Below are 25,142 nucleotides of genomic sequence, written 5' to 3' on the forward strand. Positions count from 1 at the left end.
CGCGGCCCAGATGGACGGCGCCATCCTGGTGGTCGCGGCGACCGACGGCCCGATGCCGCAGACCAAGGAGCACGTCCTCCTGGCCCGCCAGGTCGGCGTCCCCTACATCGTCGTGGCGCTGAACAAGGCGGACATGGTCGACGACGAGGAGATCCTCGAGCTCGTCGAGCTGGAGGTCCGTGAGCTCCTCAGCGACTACGAGTTCCCGGGCGACGACGTCCCGGTCGTGCGCGTCTCGGCGCTGAAGGCGCTCGAAGGCGACGCCGAGTGGGCCGAGAAGATCATGGAGCTGATGAACGCGGTCGACACCGCGATCCCGCAGCCCGTGCGTGAGATCGACAAGCCGTTCCTCATGCCGATCGAGGACGTCTTCACGATCACCGGCCGCGGCACCGTCGTGACCGGCCGCATCGAGCGCGGCGTGATCAAGGTCAACGAGACCGTCGAGATCGTCGGCATCCGCCCGGAGAAGCAGAGCACCACGGTCACCGGTGTCGAGATGTTCCGCAAGCTGCTCGACGAGGGCCAGGCCGGCGAGAACGTGGGTCTGCTCCTGCGGGGAACCAAGCGCGAGGACGTCGAGCGCGGCCAGGTCGTCGTCAAGCCCGGGTCGATCACCCCGCACACCGGGTTCGAGGCCCAGGTCTACATCCTGTCCAAGGACGAGGGCGGGCGGCACACGCCCTTCTTCAACAACTACCGCCCGCAGTTCTACTTCCGGACGACCGACGTGACCGGGGTGGTGACCCTCCCCGAGGGCACCGAGATGGTCATGCCGGGCGACAACACGGAGATGTCGGTCGAGCTCATCCAGCCCATCGCCATGGAGGAGGGCCTGCGCTTCGCGATCCGCGAGGGCGGCCGGACCGTCGGCGCGGGCCGGGTGACCAAGATCGTCAAGTAGCCCCCGCAGCGCCGGGATTTCGTCCCCGGCCGGCCGGTACGGCATACTGAACCCTTGCTCGGCCGGGGGCCGGGCCCGTCCTTGGACGGGGCCGGCCCCTGCCAGGCGCCCGGAGCGGGTCGTCGATCACTCGATGCCCCGGGGCAGGTCCCCGCCCGCACCGGACGTCCACCCCTACGACAGCGCCCCGCGGCAGCACTGCGGGGTCCGACCGCGACACGCCCGACCTCGGGGGTCGGCGCGGCCCCCGACGGACCGACGTACGACCACGCGACACCACCACGCACCACCCAGCAGCAACACCACTCAGCAGCACGACGCAGCAGCACGACGGACCGCAGCAGACGTCCACGAGGCGAAGGACAGGCGAAGCCCATCATGGCGGGACAGAAGATCCGCATCCGGCTCAAGGCCTACGACCACGAGGTCATCGACAGCTCGGCGCGCAAGATCGTCGAGACGGTGACCCGCACGGGGGCCCAGGTCGCCGGTCCGGTGCCGTTGCCGACGGAGAAGAACGTCTACTGCGTCATCCGCTCACCGCACAAGTACAAGGACAGTCGCGAGCACTTCGAGATGCGCACCCACAAGCGTCTCATCGACATCCTCGACCCGACGCCGAAGACGGTCGACTCGCTCATGCGCCTCGACCTGCCGGCGGGCGTCGACATCGAGATCAAGCTCTGAGGGACGAGATGACCACCCCCACCACGCTGCCGGGCACTGCCCAGCGGGCCTCGATCCAGGGTCTGCTCGGTGAGAAGCTCGGCATGACCCAGGTCTGGGACGAGGGCAACCGGCTGGTCCCGGTGACCGTCGTCAAGGCCGGTCCGTGCGTCGTGACCCAGGTCCGGACCGCGGACGTCGACGGCTACTCGGCGATCCAGATCGCCTTCGGCCAGGTCGACCCGCGGCGGGTGACCAAGCCGCTGGCGGGACACTTCGCCAAGGCCGGCGTCACCCCCCGGCGCCACCTCGTGGAGCTGCGGACCGCGGACGCCTCGACGTACTCGGTCGGCCAGGAGCTGACCGTGGAGACCTTCGAGCCCGGCCAGCGCGTCGACGTCGTGGGCACCACCAAGGGCAAGGGCTTCGCGGGTGTCATGAAGCGTCACGGCTTCGGCGGCCTGGGTGCCTCCCACGGCACCCAGCGCAAGCACCGCTCGCCCGGCTCCATCGGCGGGTGCGCCACGCCGGGCCGGGTGTTCAAAGGCCTGCGCATGGCCGGCCGGATGGGCCAGGCCCGCCAGACCACCCAGAACCTCACCGTCCAGGCGGTCGACGCGGAGCGCGGCCTGCTGCTCGTCAAGGGTCCGATCCCCGGCTCGAAGGGGTCGCTGGTGCTCGTGAAGACCGCGACGAAGGGGGCCTGACATGACGACCGTCGACCTGCGTACGCCCGCGGGCGAGGCGTCCGGGACCCTGGAGCTGCCCGGCGACGTGTTCGACGTGCAGGTGAACGTCCCGCTCATCCACCAGGTGGTCGTGAGCCAGCTCGCGGCCGCCCGGCAGGGCACCGCATCGACCCGCACGCGCGGCGAGGTGCGCGGCGGTGGCAAGAAGCCGTACCGGCAGAAGGGCACCGGCCGCGCCCGCCAGGGCTCGACGCGAGCTCCCCAGTTCGCCGGCGGTGGCGTGGTCCACGGGCCCACCCCGCGCGAGTACTCCCAGCGGACCCCGAAGAAGATGAAGGCGGCCGCGCTGCGTGCCGCCCTCTCCGACCGGGCGAGGGCCGGGCGGGTCCACGTCGTGACCGGCCTGGTGGACGGTGCGACGCCGTCGACCAAGGCCGCGGCCCAGGCGCTGGCGCAGCTCTCCGACCGGGCCCACCTGCTCGTAGTCGTGGAGCGCTCCGACGAGGTCACCTGGAAGAGCGTGCGCAACCTGGGCAACGTGCACCTGATCTCCCACGACCAGCTCAACACCTACGACGTCCTGGTCAGCGACGACGTGGTCTTCACCCACGCCGCGCTGAACGCCTTCCTCACCGCCCGCAGTGACGCCGGCGCCCCCGAGGTCGTCGCGGCGGAGCCGGCCAAGGCCGAGCCCGCCAAGCGGGCCCCGCGGACAGCCAAGGCCGCGGCGGCGAAGCCGGCCGAACCGGCCGAGGCTGTGGTCGCGGACGTTGTGGTCGCGGAGGTTGTGGCCGAGGCGGCCGAGCCCGCGGACGCTGAGCACGCCGAGCCGGAGGTCGCGGAGCCTGAGCTCGCGGAGTCTGAGCTCGCGGAGCCGGACACCGCTGGGGCCGGGACCGCTGAGGCCGAGGCCTCGGCGGAGGAGGAGAACCAGGCATGAGGATCACCGACCCCCGGGACGTCCTGATCGCGCCCGTGATCTCGGAGAAGAGCTATGGCTTGCTCGACGAGAACAAGTACACCTTCGAGGTCGCACCGGACGCGAACAAGACGCAGATCAAGATCGCGGTGGAGCAGGTCTTCGACGTCACCGTGACCGGTGTGAACACCCTGAACCGCCCGGGCAAGCGCAAGCGGACCCGCACGGGGTGGGGCCGTCGCAAGGACACCAAGCGCGCGATCGTCACGGTCGCCGACGGACAGCGCATCGAGATCTTCGGAGGACCGGTCTCCTGACCGGGTCCGGGACTTTCCGAGACGAAGGACGAAAGAGCAGGCCATGGGCATCCGCAAGTACAAGCCGACGACGCCTGGTCGCCGCGGCGCGAGCGTTGCCGACTTCGTCGAGGTCACGCGCGACGAGCCGGAGAAGTCGCTCGTGCGTCCCCTCCCCGGCAAGGGCGGCCGCAACGGCCATGGCCGGGTGACGGTGCGCCACCAGGGCGGCGGGCACAAGCGGGCGTACCGGGTCATCGACTTCAGGCGCGCCGACAAGGACGGCGTCCCGGCCAAGGTCGCGCACATCGAATACGACCCGAACCGCACCGCCCGGATCGCGCTGCTGCACTACGTCGACGGCGAGAAGCGCTACATCCTGGCGCCGAGCAGGCTGCAGCAGGGCGACACCGTCGAGAACGGGCCGTCCGCCGACATCAAGCCCGGCAACAACCTCCCGCTGCGCAACATCCCCGTCGGCACGATCGTGCACGCGATCGAGCTGCGGCCCGGGGGCGGGGCGAAGATCGCCCGTTCGGCGGGGGCCAGCGTGCAGCTGGTCGCCAAGGACGGGCCGTTCGCCCAGCTGCGCATGCCCTCGGGTGAGATGCGCCGGGTCGACCTGCGCTGTCGCGCCACGGTCGGCGAGGTCGGCAACGCCGAGCAGTCGAACATCAACTGGGGCAAGGCCGGCCGCATGCGCTGGAAGGGCAAGCGGCCGACGGTCCGCGGCGTCGCGATGAACCCGATCGACCACCCGCACGGTGGCGGGGAGGGCAAGACCTCGGGCGGCCGGCACCCCGTCAGCCCGTGGGGCAAGACCGAAGGACGTACCCGCAAGCCGAACAAGGCGAGCGACAAGTACATCGTGTCCCGCCGCAAGTCGAACAAGAAGCGCTAGGAGCACGCCGCATGCCGCGCAGCCTGAAGAAGGGCCCCTTCGTCGACGACCACCTGCTCAAGAAGGTGGATCTGCAGAACGAGCGGGGCACCAAGAACGTCATCAAGACCTGGTCCCGACGTTCCATGATCGTCCCGGCGATGCTCGGCCACACGATCGCCGTGCACGACGGGCGCAAGCACGTGCCGGTGTTCGTCTCCGAGTCGATGGTGGGCCACAAGCTCGGCGAGTTCGCGCCGACGCGGACCTTCCGTGGCCACGAGAAGGACGACAGGAAGGGCAGGCGTCGCTGATGGCAGCCGAAGGCTCCGCCAGGGCGAGTGCGCGCTACGTGCGCGTCTCCCCCCAGAAGGCGCGCCGCGTGGTCGACCTCATCCGAGGGCTGCCCGCGGCGGAGGCCCAGGCCGTGCTTCGCTTCGCACCGCAGAGTGCGAGCGAGACCGTCGGCAAGGTCCTCGACAGCGCCATCGCCAACGCCGAGCACAACCACGACCTCGACCCGCGCTCGCTGGTCGTCAGCGAGGCCTTCGTCGACGAGGGTCCGACGCTCAAGCGGTTCCGTCCGCGGGCCCAGGGTCGCGCCTATCGAATCCGCAAGCGCACCAGCCACATCACCGTCGTCGTGACGCCGCAGGTCGCGGCCGCCACGCCGGCCCGGAAGAAGGGGTGATCCCGTCGTGGGACAGAAGGTCAACCCGCACGGGTTCCGCCTCGGTATCACGACCGAGCACAGCAGCCGGTGGTTCGCCGACAGCACGCGCTCTGGTCAGCGCTACCGCGACTACGTCAAGGAAGACGTCGCGATCCGGCGGATGATGAGCAAGGGCATGGAGCGTGCGGGCATCGCCCGGGTCGACATCGAGCGCACCCGCGACCGGGTCCGGGTGGACATCCACACCGCCCGGCCGGGAATCGTGATCGGGCGTCGAGGGGCCGAGGCCGACCGCATCCGCGGCGACCTCGAGAAGCTCACCGGCAAGCAGGTCCAGCTGAACATCCTCGAGGTCAAGAACCCCGAGATCGACGCCCAGCTCGTAGCGCAGGGCGTCGCCGAGCAGCTGTCGAGCCGCGTGTCCTTCCGCCGCGCCATGCGCAAGGCCATGCAGTCGGCCCTCAAGGCCGGCGCGAAGGGCATCCGGGTGCAGTGCTCCGGCCGCCTCGGCGGCGCAGAGATGAGCCGCTCGGAGTTCTACCGCGAGGGCCGGGTGCCGCTGCACACGCTGCGCGCCAACATCGACTTCGGCTTCTACGAGGCGCGGACCACCTTCGGCCGCATCGGTGTGAAGGTCTGGATCTACCGCGGTGACGTCGTCGGCGGCCGCGCCGAGCGGGAGGCTGCCGCCGCGGCTGCCGCCGTACGCGCTCCGCGCCGCCCCGTCCGCAGCCGCGGCGAGGCTCCCGTCGAGACAGCCGAGCTGGTGATCGACCCGGTCGAGCTCGCGGAGGCAGAGGCGGAGATCGCTGAGTCGGCCGTCCCGGTCACCGCTGAGCCGCCCACTGCCGAGGAAGGGGCCTGAGCCATGTTGGTTCCTCGACGTCTCAAGCATCGCAAGCAGCACCACCCTGGGCGCTCGGGCGCGAGCAAGGGCGGCAACGCGATCGCATTCGGCGAGTACGCGATCCAGGCCCTCGAGCCGGCCTATGTCACCAACCGGCAGATCGAGGCCGCTCGTATCGCCATCACCCGCCACATCCGCCGTGGCGGCAAGGTCTGGATCACGATCTACCCGGACCGCCCGATCACGAAGAAGCCGGCCGAGACGCGGATGGGCTCGGGGAAGGGCTCGCCGGAGTGGTGGGTCGCGAACGTGAAGCCCGGCCGAGTGATGTTCGAGCTCAGCTACCCGAACGAGAAGGTGGCGCGTGAGGCGCTGCTGCGGGCTGCGCACAAGCTGCCCATGAAGTGCCGCATCCTCAAGCGCGAGGCAGGTGAGGTGTGATGGCCGGCCCGGGAGTGGCCGAGCTGCGCGAGCTCGAGCCAGACGAACTGGTCACCAAGCTGCTGGAGGCCAAGCAGGAGCTGTTCAACCTCAAGTTCCAGTCAGCCACCGGCCAGCTGGAGAACCACGGCCGGCTCCGTGCGGTCCGACGGGAGATCGCACGGATCTACACGATCATGCGCGAGCGCGAGCTCGGCATCATTTCGTTCGAGGGCGGCGCTGAATGAGCGCCGACGGCCCGACTGACGAGAAGGACACTGTGAGCACCAGCAGCACCGCCGCGCGCGGGTTCCGCAAGACCCGCGAGGGCCTCGTGGTCAGCGACAAGATGGACAAGACCGTCGTCGTCGCCGTCGAGGACCGGGTCAAGCACCCCCTGTACGGCAAGGTCATCCGCCGCACGAACAAGCTCAAGGCGCACGACGAGGCGAACACGGCCGGCGTGGGCGACCGCGTCCTCCTCATGGAGACCCGGCCCCTCTCGGCGACCAAGCGCTGGCGGGTCGTCGAGATCCTCGAGAAGGCCAAGTAGGACCAGGAGACAGACGTGATCCAGCAGGAGTCGCGACTTCGGGTCGCCGACAACACGGGTGCCAAGGAGTTGCTGTGCATCCGCGTGCTCGGCGGCTCCGGTCGCCGCTACGCCGGCATCGGCGATGTCATCGTGGCCACCGTCAAGGACGCCATCCCCGGTGGCAACGTCAAGAAGGGCGAGGTCGTCAAGGCGGTCGTCGTGCGCACCGTGAAGGAGCGCCGCCGCCCCGATGGCTCGTACATCAAGTTCGACGAGAACGCCGCGGTGATCCTGCGCCAGGACGGCGAGCCGCGCGGCACGCGCATCTTCGGCCCGGTGGGCCGCGAGCTGCGCGACAAGCGGTTCATGCGGATCATCTCCCTCGCCCCGGAGGTGCTCTGAGCCATGGCCAAGATGCGGATCAGGAAGGGCGACACCGTCCTCGTCATCTCCGGCAAGGACAAGGGGCTGACGGGCAAGGTCATCGCCGCTTACCCGGAGACAAACCGGGTCATCGTCGAGGGGATCAACCGGATCAAGAAGCACACCAAGGTCGGGCAGACCGCCCGTGGGACCAAGACCGGCGGGATCATCACGCAGGAGGCCCCCATCGACGCCTCCAACGTGCAGCTGGTCGTCGAGGTCAACGGCCAGCGCGTCGGGACCCGGACCGGCGTGCGCGTCGACGAGCACGGCAACCGGCTGCGGGTCTCGCGTCGGACCGGTGAGGACATCTGATGACGACGACCACCGCACCGGCGCGCGCCCTGCCGCGGCTCAAGCAGCGTTACCGTGAGGAGATCGCGCCTGGCCTGCGCGAGGAGTTCGGCTACCCCAACATCATGCAGGTGCCCGGTCTCACCAAGATCGTGGTCAACATGGGCGTGGGCGACGCCGCTCGCGACTCCAAGCTGATCGAGGGCGCTGTCCGCGACCTGGCCGCGATCACCGGCCAGAAGCCCACCGTGACCAAGGCCCGCAAGTCGATCGCGCAGTTCAAGCTGCGGGAGGGGCAGCCGATCGGCGCGCACGTCACCTTGCGCGGCGACCGGATGTGGGAGTTCCTCGACCGGTTGCTGTCGATCGCGCTGCCCCGCATCCGTGACTTCCGCGGCCTCTCGCCGCGGCAGTTCGACGGGCGCGGAAACTACACCTTCGGCCTCGTCGAGCAGTCGATGTTCCACGAGATCGACATCGACCGCATCGACAAGGTCCGGGGGATGGACATCACCGTGGTGACCACCGCGAAGACCGACGACGAGGGGCGGGCGCTTCTGCGTGCCCTCGGCTTCCCCTTTAAGGAGAACTGATCATGGCGAAGAAGGCCCTGATCAACAAGGCCAACGCGACCCCGAAGTTCAAGGTGCGGGCCTACACACGCTGCCAGCGGTGCGGGCGTCCCCACTCGGTGTACAAGAAGTTCGGGCTGTGCCGGATCTGCCTGCGGCAGATGGCGCACCGCGGCGAGCTCCCCGGTATCACCAAGAGCAGCTGGTAGACCCGATCCGCCACCCACCGACGTCGCAGGTCCCACCCGGATACCACGACGAGAGAGGCCACCGGCCGACATGACCATGACCGACCCCATCGCGGACATGCTGACCCGCATCCGCAACGCAAACGCGGCCTATCACGACGCGGTCAGCATGCCCTCGAGCAAGATCAAGACGCACATCGCGGAGATCCTCCAGCAGGAGGGCTACATCGCCAGCTGGAAGGTCGAGGACGGCGAGGGCATCGGCTCCACGCTCGTCGTCGGGCTGAAGTACGGGCCCAACCGCGAGCGTTCGATCGCCGGCGTGCGCCGGATCAGCAAGCCGGGCCTGCGGGTGTACGCGAAGTCAACGGCTCTGCCGCGCGTGCTGGGCGGTCTCGGGGTGGCGATCATCTCCACCTCCACGGGGCTGCTCACCGACCGGCAGGCGGCCAAGAGAGGCGTGGGCGGGGAAGTCCTCGCCTACGTGTGGTGAGGGGCGGCACATGTCACGCATCGGACGACTTCCCATCACCATCCCCTCGGGCGTCGAGGTCTCCATCGACGGCCAGGACGTCACCGTGAAGGGACCCAAGGGCACCCTCACCCACACCGTCGCCACGCCCATCCAGGTGGCCCGAGAGGACGACGTGCTGACCGTCACGCGCCCGGATGACGAGCGGCAGAGCCGGGCGCTGCACGGTCTCTCGCGGACCCTCGTGGCCAACATGGTCCAGGGGGTGACCCAGGGGTACTCCAAGACCCTCGAGATCGTCGGCGTCGGTTACCGGGTCACCGCCAAGGGGTCCGACCTGGAGTTCGCGCTCGGCTTCAGCCACCCGGTAGTGGTACCGGCCCCCGAGGGCATCAGCTTCGCTGTCGAGACGCCGACCCGCTTCACCGTGTCCGGCATCGACAAGCAGCAGGTGGGCGAGGTGGCGGCCAACATCCGCAAGCTGCGCAAGCCCGACCCCTACAAGGGCAAGGGCGTCAGGTACGCCGGCGAGGTCATCCGGCGCAAGGTCGGAAAGGCTGGGAAGTAGCCATGACCGTCGGTGTGAAGCTCAGCGGTACGCGGACCGGCCGCGATGTGCTGGCCCGCAAGCGCCGCCACATCCGGGTGCGCAAGAAGGTGTCGGGTACGCCGGCCCGGCCGCGGCTGGTGGTCACGCGCTCCTCCAGGCACGTCTTCGTCCAGGTCGTCGACGACGTCGCGGGCACCACGCTCGCCTCGGCGTCGACCATGGAGGCCGACCTCCGCGCCGCGAGCGGCGACAAGACCGCGAAGGCGCGCAAGGTGGGCACGCTGGTGGCCGAGCGCGCCCGCTCCGCCGGCGTCGAGTCGGTCGTCTTCGACCGGGGCGGCAACCGCTACCACGGGCGCATCGCCGCCCTCGCGGACGCGGCCCGCGAGGCGGGGCTGGACTTCTGATGTCGCACCGCTACACGAGCACCAGCCACACGAGCACCAGCCACACGAGCAGCAACTCGAGAACCATCCACACGAGCAGCATCCACACGAGCCGGGAAGAGGACGTCTGATGGCAGGGACCCAGCGCCGAGGAGGCAGCGGGGGTGGCGAGCGCCGAGACCGTCGCGACGACCGTCGCGCCGGAGCCGGTGAGAAGACCGCGTACCTGGAGCGCGTCGTCGCCATCAACCGGGTCGCCAAGGTGGTCAAGGGCGGCCGCCGATTCAGCTTCACGGCCCTCGTCGTCGTCGGCGACGGGGACGGGACGGTCGGCGTGGGCTACGGCAAGGCCAAGGAGGTCCCCGCGGCGATCGCCAAGGGCGTCGAGGAGGCCAAGAAGCACTTCTTCAAGGTGCCGCGCATCCAGGGGACGATCCCGCACCCCGTCCAGGGTGAGAAGGCCGCGGGCGTCGTCCTGCTCCGTCCGGCCAGCCCCGGTACGGGAGTCATCGCCGGCGGCCCGGTGCGCGCGGTCCTGGAGTGCGCGGGCATCCACGACGTGCTGAGCAAGTCGCTGGGGTCCGACAACGCGATCAACGTCGTGCACGCGACGGTGGCCGCCCTGCACGGCCTGGAGCGCCCGGAGACGGTGGCGGCCCGGCGCGGCCTGCCGCTGGAGCAGGTCGCACCGCCGGCGCTGCTGCGCGCCCGTGCCTCGGGAGGTTCCTGACATGGGACGCCTCAAGGTCACCCAGGTCCGTTCGGAGATCGGGGGCAAGCGCAACCAGCGCGAGACCCTGCGCAGCCTCGGGCTCAAGCGCATCGGCGACGTGGTCGTCAAGGAGGACCGCCCGGAGATCCGGGGCATGGTCCACACCGTGACCCACCTCGTCGCCGTCGAGGAGGTCGACTGACATGCCGCTCAAGGTCCACCACCTTCGCCCCGCCCCCGGGGCGAAGACCGCAAAGACCCGCGTCGGGCGCGGGCAGGGCTCGAAGGGCAAGACCGCTGGGCGCGGCACGAAGGGCACGAAGGCCCGCTACCAGGTGCCCGACCGCTTCGAGGGCGGCCAGATGCCCCTGCACATGCGCCTGCCCAAGCTGCGGGGCTTCAAGAACCCGTTCCGTCTCGAGTACCAGGTCGTCAACGTGGCCGCTCTCGAGTCGCTGTTCCCTGAGGGTGGCGCCGTCGGCGTCGACGACCTCGTCGCCAAGGGAGCGGTCCGCAAGGACTCGCTGGTCAAGGTGCTCGGACAGGGGGACCTGACCGTGGCCCTCGACGTCACCGCCCACGCGTTCTCCGCCGCTGCCAAGGACAAGATCGTCGCGGCTGGAGGCAGCGCGACCGAGCTCTGAGGCGCGTCCCCCGCCCGCCCGGCAGCGGGGCCGGGGGCGCGTCGGCTGTTAGTCTCGATCCGCTCGGAACGCACCCGGGACCCGGACCGCCACGGCCCGGGTCCAGCCCAGGAGGACCTACGTGCTCACCGCGTTCGCCCAGGCGTTCCGCACGCCCGACCTGCGGCGGAAGCTGCTGTTCACGCTGTTCATCATCACGATCTTCCGGTTCGGCTCGCACATCCCGACCCCGGGCGTCGACTACGGCAATGTCCAGACCTGCCTGGGCCAGGTGGCTGACAACGGCCTGTACAACATCGTCAACCTGTTCAGCGGTGGGGCGCTCCTGCAGCTGTCGGTGTTCGCGCTGGGGATCATGCCGTACATCACGGCGAGCATCATCGTCCAGCTGCTGACGGTGGTGATCCCGCGCTTCGAGACCCTCAAGAAGGAGGGCCAGGCCGGGACCGCCAAGCTGACCCAGTACACCCGCTACCTCACCGTCGGCCTGGCCGTCCTGCAGTCGACCGCGCTGGTGGCGATCGCGCGCTCCACGGGCGCGCTGTTCCAGAACTGCTCGCTGCCGCTGGTGCCGAACGACAGCTGGTACGTCCTGGCGGTCATGGTCATCACGATGACGGCCGGAACCGCGGTGATCATGTGGCTCGGCGAGCTCATCACCGATCGCGGCATCGGCAACGGCATGTCACTGCTGATCTTCACCTCGATCATCGCTCGCTTCCCCGCCCAGCTCTGGTCGATCGAGCAGACCAAGAACGCCTTCACCTTTGCGATGGTGCTGCTGCTCGGCCTCGTGCTCGTGACCGCCGTCGTCTTCGTCGAACAGGCGCAGCGACGCATCCCGGTGCAGTACGCCAAGCGCATGATCGGCCGGCGGATGTACGGCGGCTCGTCGACCTACTTGCCGATCAAGGTGAACCAGGCCGGCGTCATCCCCGTCATCTTCGCCTCGTCCCTGCTCTACATCCCGACCCTCGCCGTCAACCTGTCGAGCAACAAGACCTCGAGCTGGGCGACCTTCGTCCAGCGGACCTTCGTCAAGGGCGACCACCCGCTCTACATCCTCACGTTCTTCGTGCTGATCGTGTTCTTCACCTACTTCTACGTCGCGATCACGTTCAACCCCGACGAGGTCGCCGACAACATGAAGAAGTACGGCGGGTTCGTGCCCGGCATCCGGACCGGCCGGCCCACGGCGGAGTACCTCGACTACGTCTTGTCTCGGCTGACCTTCCCGGGCTCCCTCTACCTCGCCACGATCGCGATCATCCCGCTCGCGGCGCTCGCCTTCGTGGGCGCCTCGGCCCAGTTCCCGTTCGGCGGTACCAGCATCCTGATCATCGTCGGCGTCGGGCTGGACACCGTGAAGCAGATCGAGTCGCAGCTCCAACAGCGCAACTACGAAGGGTTCCTCCGCTGATGCGCCTGGTGCTGCTCGGCCCGCCCGGGGCGGGCAAGGGGACGCAGGCCGCCGTGGTCGCCGCCCGGTTGGGGATCCCGGCCATCTCGACCGGCGACATCTTCCGGAGCAACGTCGCCGGCGGCACGCAGCTGGGGCTGCAGGCGAAGGCGTACATGGACCGCGGTGACTACGTCCCGGACAGCGTGACCAACGCGATGGTCCGCGACCGGCTGTCCCAGCCCGACGCCGCCGAGGGCTTTCTGCTGGACGGCTATCCCCGGACGACGGCTCAGGTGGCCGAGCTGGACGCCATGCTGGCCGAGGCCGGCACCGGCCTCGACCGGGTCGTCGAGCTCACGGTCGACCTCGACGAGGTGGTCGATCGGCTGCTGCTGCGGGCCAAGGAGCAGGGGCGCAGCGACGACACCGAGGAAGTGATCCGGCGTCGGCTCGACGTTTACGCCGCGGAGACCGCCCCGCTGGCGCAGGCGTACGCCGCGCACGGCCTGCTCGTCGAGGTCGACGGCATGGGAGCCATCGAAGACGTGACCAAGCGCGTGCTCGACGCCCTCGGCAGGTGAGACTCGCATGGCACGGCGGAGGCATCCGGTGATCCAGCTGAAGTCCCGTGGCCAGGTCGAGCAGATGCGCCGTGCCGGCGTCGTGGTCGCGGAGGCGCTGGAGCTGCTGCGCGAGGCGGTTCGGCCGGGCGTCACCACGGCCGAGCTCGATGCGGTCGCCGAGGAGCACATCCGCGGACGGGGCGCCGTCCCGTCGTTCCTCGGCTACCACGGCTTCCCGGCCACCATCTGCGCCAGCGTCAACGACGAGATCGTCCACGGGATACCCGGCGACCGGGTCCTTCGCGCGGGCGACATCGTGTCCCTCGACTGCGGCGCGATCGTCGATGGCTGGCACGGCGACGCGGCGGTGACCGTCCCGGTGGGGACCGTCGCGCCCGAGCTGGCCGAGCTGGTGGCCGTGACCGAGGCAGCGCTCTGGCACGCCTTCGCCTCGGTCCGCCTCGGTGGACGCCTCAGTGACATCGGCCACGCCGTGGAGAGCTACGTGCGCTCCCGCGGGACGTATGGGATCGTCGAGGAGTACGTCGGCCACGGCATCGGCACCGAGATGCACCAGGACCCGAACGTGCCCAACTACGGGCGCGGCGGGCGTGGGCCGGAGCTCGTCGAGGGCCTGGTGCTGGCCGTCGAGCCGATGGTCAACCTGGGCTCGCGGCACACCCGCCAGCTCGCCGACGGGTGGACGGTCGTCACCCAGGACGGTTCGCCCTCGGCTCACTTCGAGCACACCTTCACCCTGACCCCGGACGGGCCCTGGGTGCTCACGGCGCTGGACGGCGGCCGGGCCCGGCTGGAGGCCCTCGGCGTCAGCGTGCCGGCGTACGCGGCCTAGCCCGTTTGGCGTTCACCGCCCGGCCTGACGTAGACTTGCCCCTCGGCTCGATGTCGGCCGCGCTCTGGCGCGCCTGCGGCAGCTTTCCCGCTCCCGACGACGCTGAGCCAGGTCGCGACCCATCAATCACCACATCAGTACCAGCACACCAGTGGCACCACACGAGCAGCACCAGCACATCAGCAACCAACAGCAGGACGCCCCGGGATCCCCGGTGGCGGGAGAAGCGCGGAGGACATGCCGAAGAAAGACGGCGCCATCGAGATCGAGGGCTCGGTCGTCGAGTCGCTCCCCAACGCGATGTTCCGGGTCGAGCTGGCCAACGGCCACAAGGTCCTGGCTCACATCAGCGGCAAGATGCGACAGCACTACATCCGAATCCTCCCGGAGGACCGGGTCGTCGTGGAGCTGAGCCCCTACGACCTCACCCGGGGTCGGATCGTCTACCGGTACAAGTGAGCCAGCCAGAGGCCCCCGAACGAGTCGAGGAAGTCCCGACCCCATGAAGGTCAACCCGAGCGTCAAGAAGATCTGTGACAAGTGCAAGGTGATCCGCCGGCACGGGCGGGTCATGGTGATCTGCGAGAACCCCAGGCACAAGCAGCGCCAGGGGTGACCCCCGGCCACCGGCGCACCAGCGCCGGCGGCCGAGCCCGCGGCTCCCGACCCCCGACCGCCTCGCCAGGGCGTTCGGGACGCCACCCCCGCGACGTCGGGCGGGGACCCACCTGGGCGGTGGGGACCGGAGCCGTACGACACCGACGGGCACGACCGTCCCAGGGACAAGGATGTCAGCGACAACCCGGTCGCTGACGACAGGAAGGCACACCGCCCGCATGGCACGTCTCGTCGGAGTCGACCTGCCGCGCGACAAGCGCGTCGAGGTCGCTCTCACCTACATCTTCGGCATCGGCCGCACCCGCGCCCAGCAGACGCTGGCCGCGACCGGCATCAACCCCGACACCCGCGTCAAGGACCTCAGCGACGACGACGTCGTCCACCTGCGCGACCACATCGAGGCCAACTACCGCGTCGAGGGCGACCTGCGCCGCGAGGTGGCCGCCGACATCAAGCGCAAGGTCGAGATTGGCTGCTACCAGGGCCTACGGCACCGCCGCGGGCTCCCGGTCCACGGTCAGCGCACCCACACCAACGCCCGGACCCGCAAGGGGCCGCGCCGGGCCATCGCCGGCAAGAAGAAGGTCGGCAAGAAGTAGCCCCCTCCCGTTCCAGGCCGCCACGGACAGTGCGTCGGCGGGAGCGGGTCCCCTCAGCCGAGCCGACCTCAGAAGAAGAGAGAGCATGCCTCCGAAGAGCCGCACCGCGGGTGCCAAGAAGGTTCGCCGCAAGGAGAAGAAGAACGTGGCGCACGGCCACGCGCACATCAAGAGCACGTTCAACAACACGATCGTCTCGATCACCGACCCGCAGGGGAACGTGATCTCGTGGGCCTCGGCCGGCCACGTGGGCTTCAAGGGCTCGCGCAAGAGCACGCCGTTCGCCGCCCAGATGGCTGCCGAGGCGGCCGCGCGCCGGGCTCAGGAGCACGGCATGAAGAAGGTCGACGTCTTCGTCAAGGGTCCAGGGTCCGGCCGGGAGACCGCGATCCGCTCACTGCAGGCCACCGGCCTGGAGGTGGGCTCGATCCAGGACGTCACCCCCTCGCCGCACAACGGCTGCCGTCCCCCCAAGCGCCGCCGCGTCTGAGCAGGAGAGAGCGAACACCATGGCCCGTTACACCGGCGCGGACTGCAAGCGTTGCCGCCGCGAGAAGATGAAGCTGTTCCTCAAGGGTGCCAAGTGCGAGTCGCCCAAGTGCCCGATCGAGATCCGCCCCTATCCACCGGGCGAGCACGGTCGAGGCCGCAGCAAGGACAGCGAGTACCTGCTGCAGAAGCGTGAGAAGCAGAAGTGCGCCCGCATCTACGGCGTCCTCGAGAAGCAGTTCCGCGGCTACTACGAAGAGGCGAACCGCCGTCAGGGCAAGACCGGTGAGAACCTGCTGCGCATCCTCGAGTCGCGGTTGGACAACGTCGTCTACCGGGCCGGCTTCGCCAAGTCACGGGACATGGCGCGCCAGGTCGTGCGCCACGGCCACATCACGGTCAACGGCCACAAGGTCGACATCCCCAGCTACCGCGTGAGCGAGAACGACATCGTCGAGGTCAGGCAGTCCTCCCTCGAGCTGACCCCGTTCATCATCGCCCGCGCCGAGGCCGGCGAGCGGACCGTCCCGGCCTGGCTGGAGGTGATCCCGAACCGGATGCGGGTGCTGGTGCACTCCCTGCCAGCGCGGCAGGTGATCGACACCCCTGTCCAGGAGCAGCTGATCGTCGAGCTCTACAGCAAGTGAAGGACGTCCTCCAGGAGAGGACGGGCACGGCCCCCGGGCGGTCGGATGCCGGTCAGGGGAGCACGGACGCGACGTCATATGGCGGACGTCGCCGGAAGGACATCGGACACCCATGCTCATCGCACAGCGTCCCACCCTCGTCGAGGAGCAGGTCGACGAGTTCCGCTCGCGGTTCGTCATCGAGCCGCTCGAGCCGGGCTTCGGCTACACCCTCGGGAACTCCATGCGGCGCACGCTGCTGTCCTCCATCCCCGGTGCGGCGGTCACCTCGATCCGCATCGACGGAGTCCTGCACGAGTTCACGACCGTGCCGGGCGTCAAGGAGGACGTCACTGACCTCATCCTCAACATCAAGGAGCTCGTGGTGAGCTCCGAGCACGACGAGCCCGTCGTGATGTACCTGCGCAAGCAGGGCCCGGGCGTGGTCACCGCTGCGGACATCGCGCCCCCGGCGGGTGTCGAGGTGCACAATCCCGAGCTGCACCTCGCCACGCTGAACGCCAAGGGCAAGCTCGAGATGGAGCTGACCGTGGAGCGCGGCCGCGGCTATGTCTCGGCGGTGCAGAACAAGCAGGCCGGCCAGGAGATCGGCCGGATCCCGGTCGACTCGATCTACAGCCCGGTGCTCAAGGTGACGTACAAGGTCGAGGCGACCCGCGTCGAGCAGCGGACCGACTTCGACCGCCTGGTCATCGACGTCGAGACCAAGCGCAGCCTGACCCCCCGGGACGCGGTCGCCAGCGCCGGCAAGACCCTGGTCGAGCTGTTCGGCCTGGCCCGCGAGCTCAACGTCGAGGCTGAGGGCATCGACATGGGTCCGTCACCGACCGACGCCGCGCTCGCCGCCGACCTCGCGCTCCCGATCGAGGAGCTCGAGCTGACCGTGCGGTCCTACAACTGCCTGAAGCGTGAGGGCATCCACACGGTCGGGGAGCTCGTCGCGCGCAGCGAGGCCGACCTGCTCGACATCCGCAACTTCGGTGCGAAGTCGATCGATGAGGTCAAGGCCAAGCTGCACTCGATGGGCCTGGCGCTCAAGGACAGCCCTCCCGGGTTCGACCCCGGGCTGGCGGTGGACAGCTACTTCGACGACGACGACCGGTCCTACGCCGAGGACGAGCAGCTCTGAGCCCGCGCCCCGGGCGCTCCCGAGACGTGGAGCGCCCGGGCGGCTATCCGCCTCGTCCGACCCCTCCGCGCCACCTCGACAGGAGCACGACACATGCCCACCCCCACCAAGGGTCCGCGTCTCGGCGGCGGCCCCGCACACGAGCGCCTCATGCTGGCCAACCTGGCCACGGCGCTCTTCGAGCGTGGCCGGATCACCACCACGGAGGCCAAGGCCAAGCGGTTGCGACCGCTCGCCGAACGCCTCATCACCTTCGCCAAGCGCGGTGACCTCGCCTCCCGGCGCCGGGTCCTCACCGTCGTGCGGGACAAGGACGTCGTCCACACGCTGTTCGCCGAGATCGGGCCCCGCTACGCGAACCGCCCCGGTGGCTACACCCGTATCGTGAAGGTCGGCCCGCGCAAGGGTGACAACGCCCCGATGGCGGTCATCGAGCTCGTCGAGGAGCTGACGGTCCAGCAGGCTGCGGTCGGCGAGGCCGAAGCCGCGACCAAGCGCGCGTCGCGGACCCGACCCGCCAAGAAGGCCGCCGCCGCCGACCACGCGGCTCCCGCCGCTGCCGAACCGGCGGCTGCCGCCGCTGGCGAGGCGGAGGCCCAGGAGACCGCGCCGCAGGAGCCGACCCCGGCTGGCACCGCTGAGAGTGGCACCACTGAGACCGGCGCCGCTGAGAGCGACATCGCGGAGTCCGAGCGCGAGGTCGAGGACGAGGGCCCGGGCCAGGAGAGCGCCGAGACCGCGCCCGAGTCGGGCGCGGAGGAGGCCGAGGCAGCCGCTCCCGCCGAGGGCGAGGGCGGCCCCGGGGCCTGAGCACGCGCCGGGTGGCCGACGTGCTCGCCGACCCCGTGGTCAGGCTGCGCCTCGACCTCGGCTACGACGGCACGGACTTCGCAGGCTGGGCGCGACAACCAGGCCTGCGGACAGTCCAGGCGGTCCTCGAGGAGGCGCTGGCCCGTGCACTGCGCCGGCCGGATCCGGTGACCGTCGTGGTCGCCGGGCGGACCGACGCCGGCGTGCACGCCCGCGCGCAGGTCGCCCACGTCGACGTACCGGCCGGCACGTCGGTCGAGGACCTCGCGGGTCTCCCGCGCCGGCTCGCGGGGCTGCTGCCGCCGGACGTACGGGTCCGCTCGGTCCAGCCGGCGCCCGCCGGCTTCGACGCGCGCTTCGCGGCACTGTGGCGGCGCTACGTCTACCGAGTCTGCGACGAGCCGGCGGGGCCCGACCCGCTGCATCGTCGCGAGGTCCTGGCCTACGGCCGCCCGCTCGACCTGGGCCGGCTGCGAGCGGCGTCCGCGCCGCTGGTGGGTCTGCACGACTTCGCCGCGTTCTGCCGGCGACGAGCGGGCGCGACCACGGTCCGGACCCTGCTCGAGCTGGCGTGGGCCCGGGCTGCGGACGGGACCGTCGAGGCCACCGTGCGCGCGGACGCCTTCTGCCACTCGATGGTGCGATCCCTGGTGGGCGCGCTCCTCCCCGTCGGTTCCGGTACCCGGCCGTCTGGATGGCCGGCCGAGATCCTGGCGGGCGGCGTACGGCCGAGCAGCGTGCACGTCGCTCCCGCCCATGGCCTCACCCTCGAGGAGGTGGCCTACCCGCCCGAGGCCGAGCTCGCCGCCCAGGCGGCCGCTGCTCGCCGGCGTCGCGAGCCGGTGGACTGAGCGCGCCCAGGCGCCGGTCGACATCTCGTCCGGGGGTCGTCTCCGCACAATGCGGGTGCTCCATCCGCCCAGGAACGGGGAGGATGTCCCCCCGTGGGACACGTCGACCTGAACAAGGTGTCGTACGTCCTCGCGGACGGACGCGTACTGCTCGACGAGATCACCTTCCGGGTCGGCGAGGGCGCGAAGGTCGCCCTCGTGGGCGCCAACGGCGCGGGCAAGACGACGCTGCTGCGCATCATCAGCGGTGATCTCCACCCGAGCAGCGGGGCCGTGACGATGAGCGGCGGCCTGGGGGTGATGCGCCAGTTCGTCGGCAGCGTCCGGGACGACAGCAGCGTGCGAGACCTGCTCCTGTCCGTCGCGCCGCCACGGGTTCGATCCGCGGCCGCCGTCCTGGAACGTACCGAGCTCGCGATGATGGACGCCGACGACGAACGCACCCAGATGCGCTACGCCCAGGCACTGTCGGACTGGGCCGACGCCGGCGGTTACGACATCGAGGTGCTGTGGGACGTCTGCTGCACGCAGGCGTTGGGGGTGCCCTACTCTCGCGCGCAGTACCGGGAGGTCCGCACCCTGTCCGGTGGGGAGCAGAAGCGAATCGTCCTCGAGGCGCTGCTGCGGGGACCGGATGAGGTGCTGCTGCTCGACGAGCCGGACAACTACCTCGACGTACCGGGCAAGCGCTGGCTGGAAGAGGAGCTGCGGGCGTCTCCGAAGACGGTGCTGTTCGTCTCGCACGACCGCGAGCTGCTTGCCCAGACCGCCGGCCGGGTCATCACCGTGGAGCTCGGCGCTGCCGGTAACACCGCGTGGGTGCACGGGGGCGGATTCGCGACCTACCACGACGCCCGCCGGGAGCGCTTCTCGCGCCTGGACGAGCTGCGGCGCCGCTGGGACGAGGAGCACGCCAAGCTCAAGGCGCTCGTACTGATGTACAAGCAGAAGGCTGCCTACAACGACGGGATGGCGAGCCGCTATCAGGCGGCGATGACCCGCCTGGCCAAGTTCGAGGAGGCGGGACCGCCCCAGGCGCTCCCGCGCGAGCAGAGCCTGTCCATGCGGCTGCGGGGCGGGCGTACGGGCAAGCGGGCGGTCGTGTGCGAGGGCCTGGAGCTCACCGGCCTGATGCGACCCTTCGACCTCGAGGTCTTCTACGGGGAGCGCATCGGGATCCTCGGCTCGAACGGCTCCGGCAAGTCGCACTTCCTGCGTCTGCTCGCCCGGGGCGGGTCCGACCCGGACGTGGAGCACCGACCGGTCGACGACGTGCCCATCGCCCCGGTCGCCCATGCGGGTCGCGCCAGGCTCGGTGCTCGGGTGCGCCCCGGGTGGTTCGCCCAGACCCACGAGCACCCGGAGCTCATCGGGCGGACCTTGCTCGAGATCTTGCACCGTGGCGACTCCCACCGCGCCGGGATGGCCCGCGAGGAGGCGTCGCGGGCCCTGGACCGCTACGAGCTGGCTCGCGCGGCGGAGCAGACCTTCGAGTCCCTCTCCGGCGGGCAGCAGGCCAGGCTGCAGATCCTGCTGCTGGAGCTCGGCGGTGCCACGCTGCTGCTGCTGGACGAGCCCACCGACAACCTCGACCTGGAGAGCGCCGAGGCCCTGGAAGAAGGTCTCGCTGCCTATCAGGGCACGGTGCTCGCGGTGACCCACGACCGCTGGTTCGCGCGCGGGATGGATCGCTACCTGGTCTTCGGGGCCGACGGCGAGGTCTACGAGTCCGACGGCGCAGTCTGGGACGAGACGCGCGTGCGCCGCTCCCGATAGGCCTCGCGGCCGGCGCACTTCGGCAGGCACCATGGAGGAGTGCTGAGGTGGCTGCGCGGCAGCATGCAGGGCAGCGCCGGTGCGGCCGGCGCGGCATTCGACGCCGTCGGCAGTGTGTTCGACCCCGGCGTGGCCCGGGCCAGGGAGCTGCTCGAGCAGGAGAAGCGCAAGGTCGTCCAGGCTCCGTCGCCGGGTGAGGACTTCTTCCGCACGGGAGTGATCCGGCTGCGCCGGTCGCCCCCTGCGGAGGCGTCCCGGGATGTCAAGGATGCTTGACATGATGTAGATGTCAAGCATCCTTGACATCGTGCGGAACGACGTCCGACAGCTGCGAGTCGACACGGACCTGTCGCAGGCCGACCTGGGCGCAGCCCTCGGCGTCTCCCGCCAGACCGTGAACGCGATCGAGACAGGCAGGTACAGCCCGTCGCTCCCGCTCGCGATCCAGATCGCCCGATTCTTCGGGCGCAGCGTCGAGGAGGTCTTCCATCTCGACTGACGCACAGCCCGGCCACCGAGACGGAGTGCGCCGGCTGGCCCTCGGCCTCGGCGCGGTGAACCGCTCGCGGTGGACCGTTCCGGTCTGCGCCCTGCTGTTCGGGGCGTTCATGCCCGTCGTCGAGCTGGTCCAGGGGGACCCCGTCGCGGGCGTGGTCCTCTTGGCGATCATGGTGGGCTACGGCGCGCTGCTGGTGGCCGGCAGCCGTGGCTCGGAGACGGTGTCGCTGCTCCGGGGCGAGACGCCTGACGAGCGGGCCGCCTGGATCCAGCTGCCGCGGCCCAGCTGACCTGTTACGTGCTGATCCTGGTCCTCGTGGCCGGCTCGGTCGGGTGCCTCATCACTGGCAGCGACGCCCTCACCATCTGGTCGCGGCTCAGCGCGCTGGCCGGCTTGACCTACCTCGCCGGCATGGTGTGGTTGCGGCGCAGCTCCTGACCCCGCTCGCGGATCGGCCGGACGGGTCCGCACGCGCGCTTTTGACCCCCTGAGCGGCGCTCGCGTATTCTCGGCTGCTGGCGCGTGGCGGCCCGTCCGCGTGCGCCCTGGGGTCAGCCGTAACTCCGGTGCCGACCCGACCACCCGAACCCGAGCGAAGGCCCAGCAGCGTGCGCACGTACAGCCCGAAGTCCGGCGACGTCCAGCGTCAGTGGTTCGTCATCGACGCCGACGACGTCGTGCTCGGCCGGCTGGCCGCGCAGGCGGCGACCTTGCTCCGCGGCAAGCACAAGACGATCTTCGCTCCCCACGTCGACACCGGGGACTTCGTGATCATCGTCAACGCGAGCAAGGTGGCGCTGACGGGTGACAAGCGCGAGCAGAAGATGGCCTACCGCCACTCCGGGCACCCGGGCGGGCTGACCGCGACGGCGTACAAGGACCTGCTGGCCACCAGCCCCGAGAAGGCGGTCGAGAAGGCCGTCAAGGGGATGCTCCCGCACAACAGCCTGGGCCGGCAGATGCTGTCCAAGCTCAAGGTGTACGCCGGCCCGGAGCACCCGCACCGGGCGCAGCAGCCGGTGCCGTTCACCATCACCCAGGTCGCGCAGTAGGCCACGGGAAGCCGAGAGAAAGAGGACCGTGGCGATGACGTCCGCGACCGACACCGACGACCTCGTCGACCTCGACGAGGAGCTTCTCGACGAAGAGGGCGAGGAGGCCTCGAGCGAGTACACCTCCTCCTCGCGCACCCCGGTGCGCACCCGCGAGGTGGTGACCGCTCCGGCCGGGGCGACGGGCCGTCGCAAGGAGGCGGTCGCCCGCGTCCGCATCGTGCCGGGCACCGGCCGCTGGCTGGTCAACGGCCGCACCCTCGAGGAGTACTTCCCCAACAAGGTCCACCAGCAGCTGGTCAACGACCCGTTCCGCGCTCTGGAGGCCGAGGGCCGCTTCGACGTCATCGCCCGCATCTCCGGGGGTGGCGTCTCTGGCCAGGCGGGCGCCCTGCGGCTCGGCATCGCCCGCTGCCTCAACGAGGTCGACGCCGAGGGGAACCGCCCGATCCTCAAGCGGGCCGGGTACCTCACACGCGACGCGCGGGTCAAGGAGCGCAAGAAGTACGGCCTCAAGAAGGCCCGCAAGGCGCCCCAGTACTCCAAGCGCTGACCGCGCGAGGCGAAGCGCGTGGCCGCTGACCGCCTGTTCGGCACCGACGGCGTCCGTGGTGTCGCCAACATCGACCTGACCGCCGAGCTGGCGCTCGACCTGTCCGTCGCCGCTGCCCACGTCCTCGCCGACGCCGGCGCCTTCGAGGGGCACCGGCCGGTCGCCGTTCTGGGTCGTGACCCGCGTGCGTCCGGGGAGTTCCTGAGCGCGGCTGTTGCTGCGGGCCTGGCCAGCGCCGGCGTCGACGTGCTCGACGTGGGGGTGCTGCCGACGCCGGCCGTCGCCTTCCTCACCGACGACCTGGGTGCCGACCTCGGGGTGATGATCTCCGCATCGCACAACCCGATGCCGGACAACGGCATCAAGGTCTTCGCTCGGGGCGGGATCAAGCTCGACGACGAGCTCGAGGACGCGATCGAACGGCGGATGCGCGAGCCCTGGGAGCGCCCGGTCGGCGCCGGGGTGGGCCGGATCCGGCCCTACGCCCAGGGCGCGGAGCGCTACCTGGAGTTCCTGGCGAAGGCGGCGCCCGTACGCCTCGACGGGCTCAGCGTCGTCGTCGACTGCGCCCACGGCGCCGCGTCCCTCATCGCCCCCGAGGCCCTGCGTCGCGCCGGCGCCGACGTCGTCGCGATCGCCGCCGAGCCCGACGGGCTGAACATCAACGACGGCGTCGGGTCGACCCACCTCGAGGCACTGCGCAAGGCCGTCGTCGAGAGCGGCGCCGACGCGGGGATCGCCCACGACGGGGACGCCGACCGTTGCCTCGCCGTGTCGGCTGACGGCAGCGTCGTGGACGGCGACCAGATCATGGCCGTGCTCGCCCTCGCCCGCCGCGCGGCCGGGACGCTGGCCCGCGACACCGTCGTGGTCACCGTGATGTCGAACCTGGGGTTCCGCCTCGCCATGGAGCGCGAGGGGGTCCACGTCGTCGAGACCGCGGTCGGCGACCGCTACGTGCTCGAGGCGATGCGCGCCGGCGGGTACGTCCTCGGCGGAGAGCAGTCCGGCCACGTCGTCATGCTCGACCACGCCACGACGGGGGATGGCGTGCTGACCGCCCTGAGCCTGCTCGGGCGGATGGCCGACACGAAACGTTCGTTGGCCGAGCTCGCCTCGGTCATGGAGCGGCTGCCGCAGGTACTGGTCAACGTGCGCGACGTCGACCGCGGCCGGGTCGAGACCGCGCCGGGACTGCTCGCGGCCCTCGCGCGGGCCGAAGCGCTGCTGGGCGGCCAGGGCAGGGTCCTGCTGCGGCCCAGCGGCACCGAGCCCGTGGTCCGGGTGATGGTCGAGGCGCCGACCGAGCTGGTCGCGCGCGAGGTGGCCGAGCAGCTCGCCGACGTCGTGCGCGTCGAGCTCGCGCTCGGCTGACGTCGGCTGACGTCAGTCCAAGGGCGAGCAGACGACGACGGCGATGGTGCGCTGGTCCGCGACGCGGCTCTCGTAGCTGCGGTAGTTGGCGATGAATGCCTTCGCGGTGGCCCACAGCTCCTCGCGTTCGGCGCCCTCGGCGATCCGGGCGCGGTAGCGCCCGCGCCGGCTGCGGAAGAGCAGCGTCACCTCGGGATCGGCTTCGACGTTGGACAGCCAGGCGGGATGTGACCGGCGGCCGAAGTTGGAGGCCATGAGGATGACGTCCTCGCCGCGGGAGAAGAACATCAGCGGCGTCGTCCGCGGCCGGCCTGACCGTGCCCCGGTCGTCGTGAGCAGCAGCAGCGGGGTTCCCGGCACGGAGCTCAGCCACGCTCCGGTCGCCGGGGTCAGCGTCGCGTCGATCCTCGGTGCCACCCGGGTGAGGTACCAGTAGCCGACCCGGTTGTTCGAGAGGGGCACCAGGATGCGCCGCCGCCAGGCCATCGACGCGGGGTCGACCGACGTGATGCGGGTCACCGCGCGCCGGTCGCGATGATCGAGGGGTCGGCCGCTACGGCGAGTGCGGTCAGCGCCATCGCGGCCGCACCCTCGAGCATGGTCTGGTCGCCCACCGGCGTGATGCACGCCGCGGCGAACTCGGGCTGGTGGTTGACCGCGGGCCAGGAGTGCACCGCCATGTCCGCGTGGATGGCCGGCACCAGCCGGCTCACGTTGCCGAAGTCGGTCGACCCGCCCATCTCGCTGCCCGCCGGGTCGGGCGTGTACGGCCGCCCGAGCGCCTCGCACGCCGCCGCGAAGGTCGCGACCAGCCCGGGGTGTGCGCGCACCGGGTCGTACACGAGCCCGACCGTGCG

At 70.5% G+C, this 25,142-nt stretch carries 42 protein-coding genes and 1 pseudogene; 41 read left to right on the forward strand and 2 right to left on the reverse strand.

What is annotated here, in order from left to right:
• The 41 genes and pseudogenes from tuf to glmM form a co-directional block, all read left to right on the forward strand.
• Positions 1 to 904 (forward strand): elongation factor Tu (gene tuf, locus VMI11_01900; protein HTY71158.1); only part of this gene is annotated, 904 nt, incomplete at its 5' end.
• Between the two features lie 378 nt (positions 905 to 1,282).
• On the forward strand, positions 1,283 to 1,591 hold the full coding sequence (gene rpsJ / locus VMI11_01905; GenBank protein ID HTY71159.1) for a 30S ribosomal protein S10: 309 nt from the start codon (positions 1,283 to 1,285) through the stop codon (positions 1,589 to 1,591).
• A gap of 8 nt (positions 1,592 to 1,599) precedes the next feature.
• Positions 1,600 to 2,277: a 50S ribosomal protein L3 gene (rplC, locus tag VMI11_01910; protein ID HTY71160.1), complete on the forward strand. Its 678-nt coding sequence runs from the start codon at positions 1,600 to 1,602 to the stop codon at positions 2,275 to 2,277.
• 1 nt (position 2,278) lies between these two features.
• Positions 2,279 to 2,890: pseudogene (gene rplD, locus VMI11_01915) on the forward strand (50S ribosomal protein L4).
• Positions 2,891 to 3,195: 305 nt separating this feature from the next.
• On the forward strand, positions 3,196 to 3,495 hold the full coding sequence (gene rplW / locus VMI11_01920) for a 50S ribosomal protein L23 (protein ID HTY71161.1): 300 nt from the start codon (positions 3,196 to 3,198) through the stop codon (positions 3,493 to 3,495).
• Between the two features lie 43 nt (positions 3,496 to 3,538).
• On the forward strand, positions 3,539 to 4,375 hold the full coding sequence (gene rplB / locus VMI11_01925; protein HTY71162.1) for a 50S ribosomal protein L2: 837 nt from the start codon (positions 3,539 to 3,541) through the stop codon (positions 4,373 to 4,375).
• Positions 4,376 to 4,386: 11 nt separating this feature from the next.
• Positions 4,387 to 4,668: a 30S ribosomal protein S19 gene (gene rpsS / locus VMI11_01930; protein HTY71163.1), complete on the forward strand. Its 282-nt coding sequence runs from the start codon at positions 4,387 to 4,389 to the stop codon at positions 4,666 to 4,668.
• Positions 4,668 to 5,045, forward strand: coding sequence for a 50S ribosomal protein L22 (gene rplV, locus VMI11_01935; GenBank protein ID HTY71164.1), 378 nt, complete (start codon positions 4,668 to 4,670; stop codon positions 5,043 to 5,045). Before rpsS ends, rplV begins: the two co-directional genes overlap by 1 nt.
• 7 nt (positions 5,046 to 5,052) lie before the next feature.
• Entirely contained in the window at positions 5,053 to 5,892 is an 840-nt protein-coding gene (gene rpsC, locus VMI11_01940; protein ID HTY71165.1) for a 30S ribosomal protein S3, read from the forward strand.
• 3 nt (positions 5,893 to 5,895) lie between these two features.
• On the forward strand, positions 5,896 to 6,315 hold the full coding sequence (gene rplP / locus VMI11_01945) for a 50S ribosomal protein L16 (protein ID HTY71166.1): 420 nt from the start codon (positions 5,896 to 5,898) through the stop codon (positions 6,313 to 6,315).
• Positions 6,315 to 6,542 carry a 50S ribosomal protein L29 gene (gene rpmC / locus VMI11_01950; protein ID HTY71167.1) on the forward strand — a complete coding sequence of 76 codons (228 nt, stop codon included), beginning with the start codon at positions 6,315 to 6,317 and terminating at the stop codon, positions 6,540 to 6,542. Before rplP ends, rpmC begins: the two co-directional genes overlap by 1 nt.
• Positions 6,539 to 6,847 carry a 30S ribosomal protein S17 gene (gene rpsQ, locus VMI11_01955; protein ID HTY71168.1) on the forward strand — a complete coding sequence of 103 codons (309 nt, stop codon included), beginning with the start codon at positions 6,539 to 6,541 and terminating at the stop codon, positions 6,845 to 6,847. The genes rpmC and rpsQ overlap by 4 nt, the downstream gene beginning before the upstream one ends.
• Before the next feature lie 15 nt (positions 6,848 to 6,862).
• Positions 6,863 to 7,231 carry a 50S ribosomal protein L14 gene (gene rplN / locus VMI11_01960; protein ID HTY71169.1) on the forward strand — a complete coding sequence of 123 codons (369 nt, stop codon included), beginning with the start codon at positions 6,863 to 6,865 and terminating at the stop codon, positions 7,229 to 7,231.
• A 12-nt stretch (positions 7,232 to 7,243) separates the two neighbouring features.
• The gene (rplX, locus tag VMI11_01965; GenBank protein HTY71170.1) at positions 7,244 to 7,567 is read left to right on the forward strand and encodes a 50S ribosomal protein L24; all 324 of its coding nucleotides are present in this window, start codon (positions 7,244 to 7,246) and stop codon (positions 7,565 to 7,567) included.
• The gene (gene rplE / locus VMI11_01970) at positions 7,567 to 8,139 is read left to right on the forward strand and encodes a 50S ribosomal protein L5 (protein HTY71171.1); all 573 of its coding nucleotides are present in this window, start codon (positions 7,567 to 7,569) and stop codon (positions 8,137 to 8,139) included. Before rplX ends, rplE begins: the two co-directional genes overlap by 1 nt.
• A gap of 2 nt (positions 8,140 to 8,141) precedes the next feature.
• Entirely contained in the window at positions 8,142 to 8,327 is a 186-nt protein-coding gene (locus VMI11_01975; GenBank protein HTY71172.1) for a type Z 30S ribosomal protein S14, read from the forward strand.
• 70 nt (positions 8,328 to 8,397) lie between these two features.
• On the forward strand, positions 8,398 to 8,799 hold the full coding sequence (gene rpsH, locus VMI11_01980; GenBank protein ID HTY71173.1) for a 30S ribosomal protein S8: 402 nt from the start codon (positions 8,398 to 8,400) through the stop codon (positions 8,797 to 8,799).
• Between the two features lie 10 nt (positions 8,800 to 8,809).
• The gene (gene rplF / locus VMI11_01985) at positions 8,810 to 9,346 is read left to right on the forward strand and encodes a 50S ribosomal protein L6 (GenBank protein ID HTY71174.1); all 537 of its coding nucleotides are present in this window, start codon (positions 8,810 to 8,812) and stop codon (positions 9,344 to 9,346) included.
• A 2-nt stretch (positions 9,347 to 9,348) separates the two neighbouring features.
• The gene (gene rplR, locus VMI11_01990) at positions 9,349 to 9,735 is read left to right on the forward strand and encodes a 50S ribosomal protein L18 (protein HTY71175.1); all 387 of its coding nucleotides are present in this window, start codon (positions 9,349 to 9,351) and stop codon (positions 9,733 to 9,735) included.
• 109 nt (positions 9,736 to 9,844) lie between these two features.
• The gene (gene rpsE / locus VMI11_01995; protein HTY71176.1) at positions 9,845 to 10,444 is read left to right on the forward strand and encodes a 30S ribosomal protein S5; all 600 of its coding nucleotides are present in this window, start codon (positions 9,845 to 9,847) and stop codon (positions 10,442 to 10,444) included.
• A gap of 1 nt (position 10,445) precedes the next feature.
• The gene (gene rpmD, locus VMI11_02000) at positions 10,446 to 10,628 is read left to right on the forward strand and encodes a 50S ribosomal protein L30 (GenBank protein HTY71177.1); all 183 of its coding nucleotides are present in this window, start codon (positions 10,446 to 10,448) and stop codon (positions 10,626 to 10,628) included.
• Position 10,629: 1 nt separating this feature from the next.
• Positions 10,630 to 11,070 (forward strand): 50S ribosomal protein L15, encoded by a 441-nt coding sequence (gene rplO, locus VMI11_02005; GenBank protein HTY71178.1) that lies wholly within the window; start codon positions 10,630 to 10,632, stop codon positions 11,068 to 11,070.
• A gap of 121 nt (positions 11,071 to 11,191) precedes the next feature.
• A complete protein-coding gene (gene secY / locus VMI11_02010; protein ID HTY71179.1) occupies positions 11,192 to 12,490 on the forward strand; it encodes a preprotein translocase subunit SecY in 1,299 nt (432 codons plus the stop codon).
• Positions 12,490 to 13,053, forward strand: a complete 564-nt coding sequence (locus tag VMI11_02015) for an adenylate kinase (protein ID HTY71180.1) — start codon at positions 12,490 to 12,492, stop codon at positions 13,051 to 13,053. Before secY ends, VMI11_02015 begins: the two co-directional genes overlap by 1 nt.
• 7 nt (positions 13,054 to 13,060) lie before the next feature.
• Positions 13,061 to 13,888: a type I methionyl aminopeptidase gene (gene map, locus VMI11_02020; GenBank protein ID HTY71181.1), complete on the forward strand. Its 828-nt coding sequence runs from the start codon at positions 13,061 to 13,063 to the stop codon at positions 13,886 to 13,888.
• Positions 13,889 to 14,125: 237 nt separating this feature from the next.
• A complete protein-coding gene (infA, locus tag VMI11_02025; GenBank protein HTY71182.1) occupies positions 14,126 to 14,347 on the forward strand; it encodes a translation initiation factor IF-1 in 222 nt (73 codons plus the stop codon).
• A 43-nt stretch (positions 14,348 to 14,390) separates the two neighbouring features.
• Positions 14,391 to 14,504, forward strand: coding sequence for a 50S ribosomal protein L36 (gene rpmJ / locus VMI11_02030; GenBank protein HTY71183.1), 114 nt, complete (start codon positions 14,391 to 14,393; stop codon positions 14,502 to 14,504).
• Positions 14,505 to 14,724: 220 nt separating this feature from the next.
• Positions 14,725 to 15,105 carry a 30S ribosomal protein S13 gene (gene rpsM / locus VMI11_02035; protein HTY71184.1) on the forward strand — a complete coding sequence of 127 codons (381 nt, stop codon included), beginning with the start codon at positions 14,725 to 14,727 and terminating at the stop codon, positions 15,103 to 15,105.
• An 85-nt stretch (positions 15,106 to 15,190) separates the two neighbouring features.
• Entirely contained in the window at positions 15,191 to 15,595 is a 405-nt protein-coding gene (gene rpsK, locus VMI11_02040) for a 30S ribosomal protein S11 (protein ID HTY71185.1), read from the forward strand.
• Between the two features lie 19 nt (positions 15,596 to 15,614).
• Positions 15,615 to 16,241: a 30S ribosomal protein S4 gene (gene rpsD / locus VMI11_02045; protein ID HTY71186.1), complete on the forward strand. Its 627-nt coding sequence runs from the start codon at positions 15,615 to 15,617 to the stop codon at positions 16,239 to 16,241.
• Positions 16,242 to 16,353: 112 nt separating this feature from the next.
• On the forward strand, positions 16,354 to 17,370 hold the full coding sequence (locus tag VMI11_02050) for a DNA-directed RNA polymerase subunit alpha (protein HTY71187.1): 1,017 nt from the start codon (positions 16,354 to 16,356) through the stop codon (positions 17,368 to 17,370).
• Between the two features lie 93 nt (positions 17,371 to 17,463).
• Positions 17,464 to 18,180 (forward strand): 50S ribosomal protein L17, encoded by a 717-nt coding sequence (gene rplQ / locus VMI11_02055; GenBank protein ID HTY71188.1) that lies wholly within the window; start codon positions 17,464 to 17,466, stop codon positions 18,178 to 18,180.
• Positions 18,181 to 18,200: 20 nt separating this feature from the next.
• Positions 18,201 to 19,031: a tRNA pseudouridine(38-40) synthase TruA gene (gene truA, locus VMI11_02060; GenBank protein HTY71189.1), complete on the forward strand. Its 831-nt coding sequence runs from the start codon at positions 18,201 to 18,203 to the stop codon at positions 19,029 to 19,031.
• Between the two features lie 93 nt (positions 19,032 to 19,124).
• A complete protein-coding gene (locus VMI11_02065) occupies positions 19,125 to 20,807 on the forward strand; it encodes an ATP-binding cassette domain-containing protein (protein ID HTY71190.1) in 1,683 nt (560 codons plus the stop codon).
• A 39-nt stretch (positions 20,808 to 20,846) separates the two neighbouring features.
• Complete coding sequence (locus VMI11_02070) at positions 20,847 to 21,083, forward strand: hypothetical protein (protein HTY71191.1); 237 nt, start codon at positions 20,847 to 20,849, stop codon at positions 21,081 to 21,083.
• A gap of 31 nt (positions 21,084 to 21,114) precedes the next feature.
• Positions 21,115 to 21,306 (forward strand): helix-turn-helix transcriptional regulator, encoded by a 192-nt coding sequence (locus VMI11_02075; GenBank protein ID HTY71192.1) that lies wholly within the window; start codon positions 21,115 to 21,117, stop codon positions 21,304 to 21,306.
• 25 nt (positions 21,307 to 21,331) lie between these two features.
• Positions 21,332 to 21,595: a hypothetical protein gene (locus VMI11_02080; GenBank protein ID HTY71193.1), complete on the forward strand. Its 264-nt coding sequence runs from the start codon at positions 21,332 to 21,334 to the stop codon at positions 21,593 to 21,595.
• 8 nt (positions 21,596 to 21,603) lie between these two features.
• Positions 21,604 to 21,744: a hypothetical protein gene (locus tag VMI11_02085; protein ID HTY71194.1), complete on the forward strand. Its 141-nt coding sequence runs from the start codon at positions 21,604 to 21,606 to the stop codon at positions 21,742 to 21,744.
• Between the two features lie 170 nt (positions 21,745 to 21,914).
• The gene (rplM, locus tag VMI11_02090; GenBank protein ID HTY71195.1) at positions 21,915 to 22,358 is read left to right on the forward strand and encodes a 50S ribosomal protein L13; all 444 of its coding nucleotides are present in this window, start codon (positions 21,915 to 21,917) and stop codon (positions 22,356 to 22,358) included.
• 34 nt (positions 22,359 to 22,392) lie between these two features.
• Positions 22,393 to 22,911 (forward strand): 30S ribosomal protein S9, encoded by a 519-nt coding sequence (gene rpsI, locus VMI11_02095; protein ID HTY71196.1) that lies wholly within the window; start codon positions 22,393 to 22,395, stop codon positions 22,909 to 22,911.
• Positions 22,912 to 22,929: 18 nt separating this feature from the next.
• A complete protein-coding gene (gene glmM / locus VMI11_02100) occupies positions 22,930 to 24,285 on the forward strand; it encodes a phosphoglucosamine mutase (protein HTY71197.1) in 1,356 nt (451 codons plus the stop codon).
• Between the two features lie 12 nt (positions 24,286 to 24,297).
• Here glmM and VMI11_02105 read toward each other — a convergent pair whose 3' ends face one another.
• Together VMI11_02105 and VMI11_02110 are read right to left on the reverse strand one after the other, a co-directional pair.
• On the reverse strand, positions 24,298 to 24,804 hold the full coding sequence (locus VMI11_02105; protein ID HTY71198.1) for a nitroreductase/quinone reductase family protein: 507 nt from the start codon (positions 24,802 to 24,804) through the stop codon (positions 24,298 to 24,300).
• Positions 24,801 to 25,142, reverse strand: a 342-nt coding sequence (locus tag VMI11_02110) for an amidohydrolase (GenBank protein HTY71199.1), incomplete at its 5' end; no start/stop codon positions are given. The genes VMI11_02105 and VMI11_02110, both read right to left, overlap by 4 nt.

Source organism: Actinomycetes bacterium (assembly GCA_035506535.1).
Lineage (GTDB): Bacteria > Actinomycetota > Actinomycetes > DATJPE01 > DATJPE01 > DATJPE01.

Coding starts and splice junctions, on each gene's coding strand:
- rpsJ (HTY71159.1), top strand. CDS start 1,283: ATGGCGGGACAGAAGATCCGCATCCGGCTCAAGGCCTACGACCACGAG.
- rplC (HTY71160.1), top strand. CDS start 1,600: ATGACCACCCCCACCACGCTGCCGGGCACTGCCCAGCGGGCCTCGATC.
- rplW (HTY71161.1), top strand. CDS start 3,196: ATGAGGATCACCGACCCCCGGGACGTCCTGATCGCGCCCGTGATCTCG.
- rplB (HTY71162.1), top strand. CDS start 3,539: ATGGGCATCCGCAAGTACAAGCCGACGACGCCTGGTCGCCGCGGCGCG.
- rpsS (HTY71163.1), top strand. CDS start 4,387: ATGCCGCGCAGCCTGAAGAAGGGCCCCTTCGTCGACGACCACCTGCTC.
- rplV (HTY71164.1), top strand. CDS start 4,668: ATGGCAGCCGAAGGCTCCGCCAGGGCGAGTGCGCGCTACGTGCGCGTC.
- rplP (HTY71166.1), top strand. CDS start 5,896: ATGTTGGTTCCTCGACGTCTCAAGCATCGCAAGCAGCACCACCCTGGG.
- rpmC (HTY71167.1), top strand. CDS start 6,315: ATGGCCGGCCCGGGAGTGGCCGAGCTGCGCGAGCTCGAGCCAGACGAA.
- rpsQ (HTY71168.1), top strand. CDS start 6,539: ATGAGCGCCGACGGCCCGACTGACGAGAAGGACACTGTGAGCACCAGC.
- rplX (HTY71170.1), top strand. CDS start 7,244: ATGCGGATCAGGAAGGGCGACACCGTCCTCGTCATCTCCGGCAAGGAC.
- rplE (HTY71171.1), top strand. CDS start 7,567: ATGACGACGACCACCGCACCGGCGCGCGCCCTGCCGCGGCTCAAGCAG.
- VMI11_01975 (HTY71172.1), top strand. CDS start 8,142: ATGGCGAAGAAGGCCCTGATCAACAAGGCCAACGCGACCCCGAAGTTC.
- rpsH (HTY71173.1), top strand. CDS start 8,398: ATGACCATGACCGACCCCATCGCGGACATGCTGACCCGCATCCGCAAC.
- rplF (HTY71174.1), top strand. CDS start 8,810: ATGTCACGCATCGGACGACTTCCCATCACCATCCCCTCGGGCGTCGAG.
- rplR (HTY71175.1), top strand. CDS start 9,349: ATGACCGTCGGTGTGAAGCTCAGCGGTACGCGGACCGGCCGCGATGTG.
- rpsE (HTY71176.1), top strand. CDS start 9,845: ATGGCAGGGACCCAGCGCCGAGGAGGCAGCGGGGGTGGCGAGCGCCGA.
- rpmD (HTY71177.1), top strand. CDS start 10,446: ATGGGACGCCTCAAGGTCACCCAGGTCCGTTCGGAGATCGGGGGCAAG.
- rplO (HTY71178.1), top strand. CDS start 10,630: ATGCCGCTCAAGGTCCACCACCTTCGCCCCGCCCCCGGGGCGAAGACC.
- VMI11_02015 (HTY71180.1), top strand. CDS start 12,490: ATGCGCCTGGTGCTGCTCGGCCCGCCCGGGGCGGGCAAGGGGACGCAG.
- map (HTY71181.1), top strand. CDS start 13,061: ATGGCACGGCGGAGGCATCCGGTGATCCAGCTGAAGTCCCGTGGCCAG.
- infA (HTY71182.1), top strand. CDS start 14,126: ATGCCGAAGAAAGACGGCGCCATCGAGATCGAGGGCTCGGTCGTCGAG.
- rpmJ (HTY71183.1), top strand. CDS start 14,391: ATGAAGGTCAACCCGAGCGTCAAGAAGATCTGTGACAAGTGCAAGGTG.
- rpsM (HTY71184.1), top strand. CDS start 14,725: ATGGCACGTCTCGTCGGAGTCGACCTGCCGCGCGACAAGCGCGTCGAG.
- rpsK (HTY71185.1), top strand. CDS start 15,191: ATGCCTCCGAAGAGCCGCACCGCGGGTGCCAAGAAGGTTCGCCGCAAG.
- rpsD (HTY71186.1), top strand. CDS start 15,615: ATGGCCCGTTACACCGGCGCGGACTGCAAGCGTTGCCGCCGCGAGAAG.
- VMI11_02050 (HTY71187.1), top strand. CDS start 16,354: ATGCTCATCGCACAGCGTCCCACCCTCGTCGAGGAGCAGGTCGACGAG.
- rplQ (HTY71188.1), top strand. CDS start 17,464: ATGCCCACCCCCACCAAGGGTCCGCGTCTCGGCGGCGGCCCCGCACAC.
- rpsI (HTY71196.1), top strand. CDS start 22,393: ATGACGTCCGCGACCGACACCGACGACCTCGTCGACCTCGACGAGGAG.